Origin of the sequence: Moorena sp. SIO1G6 (assembly GCF_010672795.1) — a bacterium.
Lineage (GTDB): Bacteria > Cyanobacteriota > Cyanobacteriia > Cyanobacteriales > Coleofasciculaceae > Moorena > Moorena producens.
Genome location: NZ_JAAHFZ010000018.1, coordinates 63,716 through 78,342 on the forward strand (window position 1 = coordinate 63,716; position 14,627 = coordinate 78,342).

General features: G+C 39.4%; 8 protein-coding genes. 7 read left to right on the top strand and 1 reads right to left on the bottom strand.

Translation table 11 applies throughout. From position 1 onward, the window contains the following. Position 1: 1 nt before the first annotated feature. The gene (locus F6K63_RS18610; protein ID WP_071102559.1) at positions 2-256 is read left to right on the top strand and encodes a YgiT-type zinc finger protein; all 255 of its coding nucleotides are present in this window, start codon (positions 2-4) and stop codon (positions 254-256) included. Positions 257-538: 282 nt separating this feature from the next. Here the strand turns inward: F6K63_RS18610 and F6K63_RS18615 are convergent, their stop codons facing one another. Then, positions 539-694, bottom strand: a complete 156-nt coding sequence (locus F6K63_RS18615) for a hypothetical protein (RefSeq protein WP_158026157.1) — start codon at positions 692-694, stop codon at positions 539-541. 83 nt (positions 695-777) lie between these two features. Between F6K63_RS18615 and F6K63_RS18620 the strand changes: the two genes are divergently transcribed. The 6 genes from F6K63_RS18620 (at position 778) to F6K63_RS18645 (ending at position 14,436) form a co-directional block, all read left to right on the top strand. Beyond that, the gene (locus F6K63_RS18620) at positions 778-4,917 is read left to right on the top strand and encodes a baseplate J/gp47 family protein (protein ID WP_287312867.1); all 4,140 of its coding nucleotides are present in this window, start codon (positions 778-780) and stop codon (positions 4,915-4,917) included. Positions 4,918-4,932: 15 nt separating this feature from the next. Continuing rightward, positions 4,933-7,890, top strand: coding sequence for a hypothetical protein (locus tag F6K63_RS18625; RefSeq protein WP_287312868.1), 2,958 nt, complete (start codon positions 4,933-4,935; stop codon positions 7,888-7,890). 190 nt (positions 7,891-8,080) lie between these two features. Continuing rightward, positions 8,081-8,632: a Uma2 family endonuclease gene (locus tag F6K63_RS18630; RefSeq protein ID WP_071102556.1), complete on the top strand. Its 552-nt coding sequence runs from the start codon at positions 8,081-8,083 to the stop codon at positions 8,630-8,632. A 340-nt stretch (positions 8,633-8,972) separates the two neighbouring features. Continuing rightward, positions 8,973-9,197: a hypothetical protein gene (locus F6K63_RS18635; RefSeq protein WP_287312869.1), complete on the top strand. Its 225-nt coding sequence runs from the start codon at positions 8,973-8,975 to the stop codon at positions 9,195-9,197. A 50-nt stretch (positions 9,198-9,247) separates the two neighbouring features. Then, entirely contained in the window at positions 9,248-11,431 is a 2,184-nt protein-coding gene (locus F6K63_RS18640) for a baseplate wedge protein (RefSeq protein ID WP_071102555.1), read from the top strand. Between the two features lie 11 nt (positions 11,432-11,442). Next, positions 11,443-14,436 carry a contractile injection system tape measure protein gene (locus F6K63_RS18645; RefSeq protein ID WP_287312904.1) on the top strand — a complete coding sequence of 998 codons (2,994 nt, stop codon included), beginning with the start codon at positions 11,443-11,445 and terminating at the stop codon, positions 14,434-14,436. The last annotated feature ends 191 nt before the right edge of the window (positions 14,437-14,627 follow it).

Genomic DNA, 14,627 nt, shown 5'->3' on the forward strand with positions numbered 1-14,627 from the left:
GATGAAAACCCCGAAAAAATGTCCTAATTGTCAAGGAGAATTGACCACCAAACAAGTTAAAAAACTCCTCAAAGGTGGGGGAAATACAGCCATTGTTCAAGTAGAAGCCGAAGTCTGTTTACATTGTGGCGAACGATTATATAACCCCAATGTTGTTAGACAATTTGTTCAGATTCGAGCCAAACTTAAAAATCAAGAAACCAAAGACTTTGAATTAATCGGACAATCCTTTAGCGTCCGATCGCCGCTCTTGTAGGGTGGGCAAATTAGCTATAATTTCTCATCAAACCGACAACCGGTTGAATTTTGCCCACCCTACCTATTCTTGTCGGGTGGGCAAATAGCTTTTTAAAGTAAGCATATGCGCTACGCGCACGCTGCGCGAACAGCTATCATATCATGTTCGGATAATGAGTTATAAAAAACCATTACCCTTAAAACCTTACTCCTTTACTTCTGCCTTCTGCCTTCTGCCCTCTGCCTTGCTTTCGGCGCTTAGTATAAGTATTCAACCGGACATGATATCAGCCGTCAGCCGTCAGCTTTTATTCAAAAGCTGATAGCACCTCAAGTAGCGTGGCCTACGGCCAATGGCTGATAGCTGATCGCTGATAACTGTTCGCGTAGCGTGCGCGTAGCGCATTAGCTGACGGCTGATAACTAAATGCTTACACCAAATTTTATTTTGGTTCATATGAATATTTATTACTTTATTTGAGATTGGCTTGTTAATAAAGTTTACATCCGCCCTCCTGATCAATGATATAGAATTTAGTTATGAATACAAACAATAAAATTATACATCATATTTTTCGTGATGGCGTTAGTCAGCGCGGACGCTTGCTAAGGGAACTCGAACCAGATTATGTTTCCGTAGATGAGCGCGATGTTTCTGATTTACTCACCTTCGTACAAAAGTATGCCACAAAACTAAACTATTACGATGAGTCCAATCGGATAAATGGGGATTGGTCGAGTTTCTTTGGGGGAGATGTTGAGCAAATGCTTGCTTACATTAAGAACCCGGAAAGTTTTGCCGACGATCCATCGACACAAAGGCAATTAGCTCAACCTCATCTAGTTTTGTTGTTCACGTTTTTACAATTATTACGCTATCCTCAGCAACAGTTCAAGGCACTGACCCAAAGATATCTCGATTTTTATTATAAAGAGGTACTGCAGTTAAGGACAAAAGAGGAAGTTCCAGACAAAGTTAATGTGATTTTTGAGCTGGCGCAAGGAGAAGAGGCTCATCTTATTAACAAGGGTACTTGGCTCAGTGCTGGACAAGATAATCAAGGGGTTAATATTAACTATGCTACTGATGAAGATATTGTTGTTAATCAAGCTCAAGTAGCCAGCATCAAAACCTTATTTATAGAAAAAAATTCTATTGGTTTAGAAGAAATTCATAATCAAGATAATAAGAGCGATCAAAGTTTTGAAAATATGCTGCGCTGGGCAGTTGGCAGACCCAACCAAGGAGACCAACTTCCTGATTTTAATGGTGACGCTGTTGATATTGATTATCTTAAAGAACGTATTTATCAACAAATCAACGATATTGAGATTGAACAAATTCCTCAGGAACAAGAGGATTATATTAAAAATAAACTTTTTTTTGCCACTGTAGAAAATTTCAAATATTGCTTTGAGATACATGATCGGCAAATAAAGAAGGCAGATGCAGACGTCCAAGAACCTACAGAATTAGAATGGAACGAAGTTTATAAAATACTAGAAAAAGCTTACAGAAAAAAAATTACCATGGGGAGGCGTAATGCCTTAAAAGAAAAACGAGAACAAGAAGAGCGAGAACAATTGGCTTTCAAGAGCATGATGGAATTGGCTCTTGGGTCACCTAATCCTGGCGATCCTTTGCCGAAAATGCCTAATGGTTATACAACCCTCCAAGAGATATTTGATCACCTTGACCAAGAACCAGTTATTAGATATATCAAAGAAGAACTGTATCTGAGTGTGGCAGATTTCCGGAAGATTATGGAAATCCTAGCTACTACAGAAAATCCAGATTGGGAAGAAGTCTATCGCCTCGTTGAGAAAGCCCAAACTAAGAAAAGGAACTTTACTTATCCTCCGATTGGAAAAACGGAAATTAAAAATATCCATGGAAGTTCACTAGTTGACGCGGAAGAGGGACAAGCAACTATATCGCAACGTTTTAAGACTTTTGGCAACATTACTAAAACCTCACAAAATTCCATCGGTTTTGCCGTTACTTCTCCCGTCTTGTTGTTACAAGAAGGAACACGTACTATTACCCTTACCTTCACCGGTGAAGAAAGGACTTTGAATCGGGATAAGTTCCAGGCAATACTAAGTAGTGAAAATGGCCCTTTTGAAATTTACTTGAGTAGTGAAGCGCAATGGATACAGCCGGAATCCTTTGAATATGAAATTGGCGTTTTTATTGTAGAAGATCCACTAGTATCTTATAGCAGTACAGAACTATCTCTGAGTTCCACTGCTTCGGACAATGATAACTTAACAAGCGTTTCTTTTCGTGAAGGCTCTGAACATACCTTTTCTGCTAGCAATGTGAAGCAACTTCTGGTTTGGAATGACGGTAAGATATTCCAGATTACAGGATTAGTTAATAATAATGAAGCTAATATACAGCAAATTGGTATCGGTAATTTCCCTCAAGATGCTGTTAGTACTGACCAGATTAACCTCTATCGTGATTCTGCTATTTACCTCAACAGTTTCAAGTTTCAGTTAAAACTCGATTCTACCCTACCAGCTATCTTGCCACCCAAACCAGATGAGTCAACTTTTTTTCTGGACACTCCCTATCCAGTGGTAAAAATTCTGTTGAAAGAAATATCACCATCAGAAAATACCCAGGAAACACTTATCTATTACGAGCAATTTAAATCCGTACGCTTAGAAAAAGTAAAGATACAAGTTAAAGTAGAAAATAGTCAAGATGTCCAACTGCGGAACGATAACTCAGTACTAAATCCCAAAACTCCTTTTCAACCCTTTGGGAATAATCCTAAAGTAGGTTCGGGGTTTTACTTCGCTAATCGAGAAATTAGCACCAAAAAGTTAGATAGTATTGCCATCAATATCGAGTGGATGGGACTTCCTCAAGACTTTGCCACCCATTATCAGGCATACAATAGCACCGAGGTAATTCCGAAGGCAATTACTAATGACAGCTTTAAAGCCAGTTTGAAGCTTTTTAATAACCGAAGCAGGGTGGTAATTGAAAGCTCCCAATCCATCTTTACCCAAGAAGACAATACTTTAAGTAATAAAATTCACCTCAATTATCAAATTCCAGGCTATTCTCTGGATACTTCTTCCTATGAAACTGATACAGACGATCCTTTTGAACAAAGCAGGTATTTTCAACTGGAATTAGCAAGTCCAGATTTTGCATTTGCCCATGATTTATATCCAGTAGTATTAAATAAGGTGGCTTTGTCAACGAATGATGATCTCAAATCCCTGACAGTTTATCCCCCTTACACCCCGGAAGTGAAAGCCATATCCCTCGACTATACCGCCTCAGAGGAGATTGACCTAAAAAACCCTCCAAATCAACCTCACTCTAGTCAAATCTTCCAACTTCATCCCTTTGGCTATGCCGATATCCAAACTCTCAATCAAGACAACCAATATTATCTCTTACCGAACTATCACGAAGAAGGCAGTTTATACATCGGTATCCGCAATCTGCAACCACCCCAAAACATTTCCATCCTCTTCCAAATGATACCGGGGAGTGGCAATGGGGAACTAACTCCACCACAGATTCACTGGAGTTACTTGAGTGGTAATTCTTGGCAAGAATTTAAAAATACAGAGATGCTTTCCGATAGTACCAACGGGTTAGTCGATTCGGGGATTATCCGCTTGAGTATCCCTGAGGGAGCCACCAGTCAGCATAACTTGTTACCCAGTGGTTTACATTGGCTACGAGCTACCGTCACCGAAAATGCTGCCGCCATTCCTGATACTCTGGACATCAAAACCCAAGCTGTCAGGGCGACCTTTGTCAACCAGGGGAATGCAGCCGACCATTTAAGTAAACCCCTCCCAGCTAATTCCATTCAAGGATTTGTCACACGAGATCCCGCCATCAACACAGTACAACAGCCCTATAGTTCCTTTGGCGGTAAACCAAAAGAAGACAATCGCGCCTTCACCATGCGGGTGAGTGAAAGACTGCGCCATAAACAGAGGGCTATAACCGCCTGGGATTACGAACGTCTAGTATTGGAACATTTCCCCCAAATCTATAAGGTGAAATGTATCACCTCTGCTGCTGGCAACCACAATCCTGGTGATGCCAAGGTGACAGTGGTGGTAATTCCCGACGTGGCGAATACTGCGCCTTTCTTTCCCCTGGAACCCAAAGCACCTTTGTATTTACTCAAGGAAATCCAGGTATACCTGCAAAACTATACCTCACCATTTGTGCAAATCGTGGTGAAAAATCCCCGCTACAAACCCATTCAATACAAAGTGGGTATCCGTTTTCTCGCTGGATCTGACCAGGGGTACTATCTCAATCAACTCAATGAAGATATTAAACGCTTTTTGTCCCCGTGGGCTTATGAAGCACAAGCATATATTACCTTTGGTAGTTCAATCCATAATTCCTCAGTGATCCATTTTATTGAGAAAAGATCCTATGTGGATTATGTTGGCTATCTCAAATTAATTGAGCAAGTTCCCATCAAAGCTGGTTCTCAAGGTAAGTCAGATATATATTATCGGGTGATTCCGTCTAATCTCGCCCAAGTGCAACACCCGGATTCAATTTTGGTTTCTGCCCCTCAACATATTATCTACCTGATGGGCACAGAAAATTCTTATGATGAAGAGGATTTTGAGGGGATTGGTTATATGAGGATTTTTAATGAGGATTTTGTTGTTAGTTAAAAGGAGTTAAATATCATGGTTCAAAAGAAGAGAAGTCAACTCAAACAATTATTCGAGACAGGTAAAAAGCCTTCTCAACAGGATTTTGCCGACTTTATTGATTCCACCCTCAATATAAAAGATGATGGCATAGAAAACCCGGCTGGGGCAGATACTCCCCTCAAGATTACCGCCCCCCTCAAGATTACCGCCCAAGGTACGGATGAGAAACTGTTGGATTTTTATGATGCGGGTGACAAGAACACTTGGAGTATTAATCAAAAATCAGGAGATAAGCCAGGTTTAAATATATCTCATTATGCTTCTGGTGAAGTTAGCAAGAGCAAGCTTTTTATTAACAGTAGTAATGGGAATGTGGGACTGAGTATCGATAAGCCGACGGCGAAACTCCATATTCGCCAGACGGGTAATGAAGATGCTTTACGGATTGATGATGAATCAAAGAAGACTACTCCTTTCTTTATTAAGAAAGATGGCAATGTGGGGATTGGAACGGATAGTCCAGATGCAAAGCTGGAAATTAAAGGAGATGAACCTGTACTGAAGATTTGGGGTCAAGATAATGCAACCATTCAATTGGGAGAATCGACCGCAGCAAACGGGGGTTTTCACCTTAAGTACATTGGCAGTTCAGAAAAAAAATTATATATAGAAAGCTATAGCGAATGCGTTTCAAAAGTAAAACATTTAACCATTGTAAGTGAATCAGGCAATGTGGGTATTGGGACGACCTGTCCAGATGCCAAACTAGAAGTTAACGGAAACTTAAAGCTAGAGTACGGAGTAGCGGTGAATGCATTTTCTTGTGATGGTACTCTCGAAGGTTGTAGTGATCTGGCCATACCAACGGAGAAAGCAATTAAAACCTATGCCGATACTAAAGCACTTCTCAATGGTTCTCCGAGTGAGGATTTTTCAGCAAACAACTTAACTGTAAATGGAGTAATAAAACCAAGTGCGGGTAATAAAAAAAACAACGGTATTTTCTTTACTAAAGAACCGGGTTATGGTAGTAAAGATGCTGCCTGGATCAGGTATTACCGTTGTGGAAATTCAGGAGAAAATACGACACTGGAGATTGGAACATCTAATGATTGTGACGATCATATTGCCTTAATGCCTGGAAAGGGCAATGTGGGGATTGGGACGACAAATCCAAGGGCTAAACTCTCTATAAATGGCGGTTTGCACGTTGGTGGTGATTCCGATCCAGGGGATAAAAACCTACGGGTAGATGGCTGTACAACCACAAATGAATTATCTGTCTCAGGAAGTCTTAGCTTTAATACACCGACAAGACAGATAATTAACATGTGTAATAATAATTACGGGATAGGGATACAGGATGGCACTCAATATTTCCGAACTGACAATAATTTTGCTTGGTACAAAGGTGGTACTCATGATAACAATGAACTGAACCCTGGTACTGATGGAATAGTACAGATGGTTATCAAAGATTGCCATGTGGGGATTGGGACGATAGATCCAGGGGCAAAACTAGAAGTGAAGGGCAATCTCAAGCTACAACAGGGAGTAGCGGTGAATGAATTTTCTTGTGATTGTACTCTCGAAGATAATAGCGATTGTGCAATACCAACGGAGAAAGCCATTAAAACTTATGCCGATACTAAAGCGCTTCTCCATGGTTCTGTGAGTCAGAATTTTTCAGCAAAAAACCTAACTGTAAATGAAGCGATACAACTAAGTACTGGTAATTGCGAAAATAACGGTATTATCTTCCCTAAAGATGTGGTTGGTGGTGGTGATGCTGCCTGGATCAGATATTACCGTCGAGGAGGTGAACCAGAGGCAAGGACACTGGAGATTGGAACATCTAATCATTGTGACGATCATATTGTTTTAATGCCTGGAAAGGGCAATGTGGGGATTGGGACGAGCAATCCAAGTCACAAGTTTCATGTCCTAGGATCAGATGCAGTAGGCTTATTTCAATCTTGCACTAACCTAGCCGTCTTAGAACTTTTCACCAACGAAGGATTGAATAATCGGGTAGAAATTGCCAATAAACCTGGTGGGCGATTGAGCTTTTCTACAGCAGAAGCGTGTGATGTATTCAACCTCACCAAAGATGGTAATGTGGGGATTGGGACGACGAATCCAGGGGCAAAACTAGAAGTGAACGGCAATCTCAAGCTACTACAGGGAGTAGCGGTGAATGAATTTTCTTGTGATGGTACTCTCGAAGGTAATAGCGATTGTGCAATACCAACGGAGAAAGCAATTAAAACCTATGTAGACACAAAAACACGTTTTTCTGGTTCTCAGAGTCAGGAGCTTTCAGTAAAAAACCTAACTGTAACTGGAGCGATACAACTAAGTTGTGGTGATGCTGCCTGGATCAGATATTACCGTCGAGGATGCGAACCAGAGGCAAGGACACTGGAGATTGGAACATCTAATCATTGTGACGATCATATTGCCTTAATGCCTGGAAAGGGCAATGTGGGGATTGGTACGGATAGTCCAGAGGCAAAGCTGGATGTGTTAGGAAAAATTAAAGGTGGCGGGGTTTTGGCTGGAATATGGGCAGCCCAACCAAATACTGATGTTTCTATCACATGCGCGGGGTGGGAAGATGTTTCCGATACATCAGTTCCTTTCAAGCTAGATAGAAAAGCAATAATTTTTTGTACCTATTCCATTAATGTCCAACCAAATGGGAATTGTAAAGGTCGTAATCTCATTGCAACAAGGCTAGTCGTGGACGGTAATGGCTGTCCCCAATCTGGTTCGCACTTTCAAGCCCATAGCCCTAATCATCCTAATGTGAATTTGAATGGCAATCTCGTCTTGCCGCTTGAGACAGGTCAGCATACCGTTAAGCTCCAGTGGAAGAAAGTTGGCGACAATGTTGCAAGGTGGAATAGCAACCCATCATGCCTAGATGGCTTCGGTGGCGGACGAACACTTGTGGTCATGGCATTTTACTTACCAATAATAGGTGTTTAAGAAATCATTAGTCATTTGACAACCAAACCCGCTCTAATCCCTCTGGTGTCACTCTCCGAGGATTAAAATAAAGACATAAATGCATACAATGTCTAGAAAGTGCGATCGCCGATCTTGTAGGGTGCGTTAGCGGTAGCGTAACGCACCATCTACAAATTCCAAAAGAGCCATCTTTAATTAGTGTATAAAAATGATTACCTTAGCTAAATGGTCAATTGAAGACTATCATCACATGATTGCAGCAGGTATCCTCAGTGAGCGTCATGTGGAATTACTAGAGGGAAAAATTATTGAAATGTCACCAGAGGGACCATTGCATCGGAAAATCAACGATTCTATGGCAGACTATTTACGGGAAAAGCTTCGGGGACGCGCCAAAATCTACGAAGCACATCCAGTTACCCTTCCTGATTCTGAACCCGAACCAGATATTGCTGTTGTTAAATTGCCAGTTTCCTTGTATGACCATCGTCACCCTTCTGCCGAGGAAATTTACTTATTAATAGAAATATCTGACACTACCTTAGAAAAAGACTTAGAACAGAAGCGAATCGCCTATGCTCAGGCTGGCATTTTAGAATATTGGGTTGTAGATTTGAAAGCTCAACAACTGATCGTGTTTCAGCAACCATCAGGGGATAGTTATCAAATCAAACAAACCTATAGCCAAGGAAGTCTCTCCCTTGTTGTCTTTCCTGATATTCAAGTGACAGTAGAAAAGTTAATATCAAAAACTATCTGAGCTATAGCAATTATCATAGCTATGAGGTATACAATTTATGGATTTTAGGCAACAGAGAACAGGGAACAGGGAAGACAGAAGAGGTAATACAGAAGAGGGATGCGCTGCATCAAGATAGGGAATCAACCTCAAAGAAGACTGTACCTCATAGCTATGATAAACGCTATATAATATACTATAGCGGTTTTAATAGTAACGAGGTAGACAGGATTTTTTTCCACTTCCGACTTCCCTCTTCTTTCTTCCCTACTCCCTACTCCCTACTCCCTAAAACCCAATAATTTGTACTTCACCCAATTGACAACTGCTGTATTGTAACCCATCTTCGTCAACAATAAACATGAAAGAACAACTACAAAAACGCCTAACCCAACTCAAAGCAGAATTTGAATCAGGACAAAAAGTACTCGCAGATTTAGAAGCCAAACAAGCAAATGTCCGTGAAACCTTACTCCGCATCCAAGGAGGAATTCAGGTATTAGAAGAAGAGTTAACTAAAAACAATGGTCCTGCATCTGAAACCGAAAACGTGGAGGTTTTAGAAACGGAAGGAATTGAGAATTAAGAGAAATCTTGTAGAAGTAAACAAGCATAAACTATCTTTCCCCAATCACCATGACTGAAAACCTTACCATCTCCAACGCCCCCCCAGCACATCCTGGCATGAATTTCGCCTTATTGCGACAAGAAGGAATCAAGCACATCGAACGCCTAGGGGGGAAACTTTGGACAGACTACAATACCCACGATCCTGGTATTACTATATTAGAACAACTCTGCTATGCCATCACGGACTTGAGCTACCGCCTTGACTTCGAGATGAAAGACTTGCTTGCACCTGCTCCTGGAGATGTAGAAATAAACAACAAGCAGTTTTTCACCGCCAGAGAAATCCTCACCGTTAATCCCCTCACAATTAATGATTATCGCAAACTTCTAATCGACATTGATGGTGTGAAAAATGCATGGGTTAAACCAATTAAGAATTCAGAACCACCAATTTATTACGATTCGCTTCTTCATACCTTAACTTTTGAAGCTTCTAAACGCACTCAGCAAGTAAACTTAAATGGACTTTATCGGGTACTAATCGAAAAAGACAAAAATGTCTCTGACGAAGCGAGTCTCATAGAAAAAGTAAAATCTAAACTTAATCAGCATCGGAATCTGTGTGAAGATTTTGCTTCAGTCGAAATCTTACCCATTGAAGAAATCACCATCAAAGCCGATATCGAGATTGAAGAAGGATTTGATGTGAATGAATTAATGGCACAGATATATTTGGGCTTAGATAACTTTATTTCTCCTCACCTAGAATTTTTCACTGTCAAAGAACTACTGGATCAAGGCAAAACTCCTGAAGCAATCTTTGATGGTGTTCCCCTGGAACATGGCTTCATTGACAACGAACAACTTGATAGTTTTATCAAGAAAGACCAACTGCACACCTCTGACCTAATTCGGATTATTTTAGATATTCCAGGGATAAAAACTGTTAGAAGCATTACTATTTCAAGCGACAAGTCATCAGAATCAGAAGAATGGGCGTTAGCATTAGAGCCTAATCTAACACCCCAACTCAAAGATATAGATGGCTTGACAAGTAACATTACCTTTTATAAAGGACAAATTTCGTGCAATCTGAACCTGGCTAAAGCTAAAAGTCATCTGGAATCCTTACAACAGCAAAACACCAAAACACCATCAATAAAACAAACAAAAGATATCCCCATCCCAGTGGGACAATACCGGGAATTATCTGACTATGAATCAATCCAAAACGATTTTCCTGCTACTTACGGTATTGGAGAAATAGGTTTACCAGCTTCCGCATCTCCCAAACGCAAGGCTCAAGCCAAACAACTGCAAGCTTATTTAATGTTTTTTGATCAACTTTTAGCTGACTATTTTGCTCAATTAGACCATGCTAAAGATTTATTCTCTTTTCAAACTAAGAACAAGACAACCTACTTTTCCCAGGATCTTTCTAACCTCCCAGGTGCGGCAGAAGTCCTAAATCCAGAGTCCAATTCACCAACAGATAAATGGAATGAAACTGATTTAGCAAGAAGAAACCGTTTTCTGGATCATTTAATGGCACAGTTTTGTGAAAAGTTCACAGATTATTCCTTACTTTTATATGATTCAATCCTGGAAGAAGAACTGATTGATGATAAAATTAGTTTCTTACAAAATTATCCCCAAATTAGCGCTGGGAGGGGTAAAGCCTTTAATTACACTGATTCCAGTCAGGTTTGGGATACAGAAAACGTATCGGGACTAAAACAAAGAATTTGTAGTTTACTAGGAATTCCTTACCATCGAAAAACTTTGGCTCTCTGCAATGAATTGGATGAAACCGAAGGATTCCATATAGTCGAACACATTTTACTTCGTCCTCGCAGCAGTAACGACCCCGACTCAGACGAGAATTTTTCAGAATTTAAATCAAACACAGATTCAAACACAGATTCAAACACAATAGATCCTTACTCTTTCCAAATCAGTTTTGTATTCCCTGATTGGCTGCCTCGCTTTCAAGAAGAAAACTTTAAACAGCTAATTTATAACATTATCAGTGCCGAAATACCCGCCCATATAACCCCTTATTGCCACTGGTTAGACAAACCTAAAATGATAAAATTTGAAAATGCCTACCAGCTCTGGCTAAATACAAAAATGGATAAAAATTCAACTAATAACCTGATAGAATTTTTGGTAAATGGTAGAATTAAAATACTACCATTTAATGTTTTAGGATATATGACTATCGGCACAGATTTTGAAGTAATTTGTTAAAGACTTTGGAAGTGAACCAACAACGACATATTATCAAAAAACAAATTATAGAACTTAATTTAAGTTCACAACAAGGTGCTTTTGAACTGCAAAATGAGGTAAGTAGACTATATCGCCATAAAGTCCTCCCCCTGATTGATAATTTGTTTAATCAGTTCAGCGATTTAGATACAATACATCGAATTAATACCCTAGAATTAGACCTAGGAAATATCGATATCAATAATCTAGAACAGGAATTGATTGACAAAATACTAGAACAAATTCAACAGCAATTAGCAGAACAAATTAGCCACTCAAGTTCCAGTTTGTCAACAGAGCCACAACCTAAGACTGAGTTGGGTGAGTCTTCACCACTGCTTGGTAGCACAGAGGGAGAGACGGGGGAAAATATAGGACAAAATAAAGTTACCTCTGTAAGTGCAACTCGCTATCAAAGACTATCTGATCAAATTGGCAGATCAGAGATTGCTAGTAAAAGCGCTTTACAACTAGAGATTTTAAGCTACTTTATCCAAACAGGGATGCTACCCTGGTGGGCTGAAAACTTCAGCAAACAAGAACTAGAAGACTATTGCGATCGCCTGATCAGCAATTCCCCAAATCAGGTAAAGTCTATTGTTAAGCAAAGCTTAAAAAATCCCAAGCATTTGCAGCGCCTTATTTACCAATTTTCGGATTCAACACTCCTAAAAATAGCCGGATTATTTACTGGGTATTTAGTCGAGTTTATTGCCGACTATAATACAGATATAAAACCTGTCTTGGCACAGCTAGAGCAGACGACAAATATTCCGGCAGCCAAATTGAGATTGCACAGATGGCAAGGACTATTGTTCAGCCTCTCCTCAGAGAGTAAGACTCAAGTAGATAAGTTCAAGTTAATCGAAGAAAATTTATTACATATTACCAGCAGTAATCGGATTAACTATCCTAAGTTTTTAAATAATCTTGTTGCCAAGATAGAGCATCTAGTCAGACAAGGAAAAGGATTTAAAAGTAAACTTCCAGAAATCTTAGATAGAATCCAAATCCCTAGCCAAGATACACAGTTGATTAGAGCAGAAGCAAGAGCTTCACAACTAAAAATTTTTAGCGACTTTATCCAAACAGGTATACTACCGGAAAACTTCAGCAAACAAGAGCTAGAAGACTCTTGCGATCGCCTGATCACAAATTCCCCAAATCAGGTAAAGTCTATTGTTAAGCAAAGCTTAAAAAATCCCAAGCAATTGCAGCGCCTGATTTACCAATTTTCGGATTCAAAACTCCTCAAAATAGCCGGATTGTTTACTGGGGATTTAGTCCCATTTATTGCCGACTATAATACAGACATAAAACCGGTCTTGGCACAGCTAGAGCAGACGAAAAATATTCCGGAAGCCAAATTGCGATTGGAGAGATGGCAAGGAATACTTTTCAGTATCTCCTCAGAGAGTAATACTAAAGTAGATAAGCTGAAGTTAGTCCAAGACAATTTATTACATATTGCCAGCAGTAATCGGATTAACTATCCTGAGTTTGTAAGGAATATTGTTGCCAAGATAGAGCATCTACTCAGACAAGGAAAAGGATTTAAAAGCAGACTTCCAGAAATCTTAGATAGAATCCAAATCCCTAACCAAGATACACAGTTGATTAGAGCAGAAGCAAGAGCTTCACAACTAGAAATTTTTAGGGACTTTATCCAAACAGGTATACTCCCGGAAAACTTCAGCAAACAAGAACTACAAGACTATTGCGATCGCTTGATCACCAATTCCCCAAATCAGGTCAAGTCTATTGTTAAGCTTTGCCTAAAAAATCCCAAGCATTTGCAGCGCCTGATTTACCAATTTTCCGATTCAACACTCCTCAAAATAGCCGGATTGTTTACTGGGGATTCAGTCCAGTTTATTGCCGACTATAATACAGACATCAAACCGGTCTTGGCACAGCTAGAGCAGACCAGAAATATTCCGGCAGCCAAATTACGATTGGAGAGATGGCAAGGAATACTTTTCAGTATCTCCTCAGATAGTAATACTAAAGTAGATAAACTCAAGTTAGTCCAAGACAATTTATTACATATTGCCACCAGTAATAACATTAACTATCCTGATTTTTTAACTAATCTTGTTGCCAAAATAGAGCATCTAGTCAGACAAGGAAAAGGATTTAAAAGTCAACTTACAGAAATCTTAGATAGAATCCAAATCCCTAGCCAAGATGCACAGTTTATTAAAGAAAGGGAACAACTGGAACACCTATTAAGGGAATTGCAACACCTTGATTTCAATAGCCAGATATTACCCCAACATAAACAGAAAATTAATCAACTTAAGAATGACATAAAAATATTACTAAATGAAATCAATAATCCTGCCCAACTCCAAAGGTCATCAGACCTGATTACACGCTTCAAACAACTACAGAAAAGTTGTCAAACTCTTAAACTCAACATCCAACAAGAACTCAAGTCCGAGCAAACCAGATTTCCAGATGTTGTCAATACTTTTAGTGACTCTGATGAAATCTACATTTACAATGCAGGATTAATTTTACTATGGCCATTTCTGAATCGCTTCTTTGTCAAAATAGGATTGGTACAAGATAAGATTTTTATTAATACCATATCTGCTGAACGAGCAGCCCTTTTACTCCAGTATTTAGTTGATAACTCAACAGAAATACCAGAACATAGTTTACCTCTTAATAAAATACTATGCGGTATAGATTTATTAGAACCTATAGACACCAATTTAGAAATCACCGCACAAGAAGGAGAAGAATGTGAAAACTTGCTATCTGCTGTGATTCAAAATTGGTCTATTTTGAAAAATACATCAATAGAAGGATTTAGAACAGCTTTTTTGCAGAGAAACGGTATTGTGAGAATTCGTGATGGTAGTTGGCTGCTACAGGTTGAACGTGAAACTTACGATATTTTACTAGATAGAATTCCTTGGAGCATACGAGTTGTCAAGCTGCCGTGGATGGATAATATTTTATATGTAGAGTGGTAAGCTGTAGGGAACAGGGAACAGGGAACAGGGAACAGGTAATAGGTAATAGGTAATAGGTAATAACCAATTTAAATGGATATCAGTTTAGCCTGGTAGTTAATATCAAAAAAATTAGCATTCAGCTGATAGTTGAATGCTAAAAAATATTACTAAATTTTACTTTTTACCAATCAACCTTCAACCTTCAACCT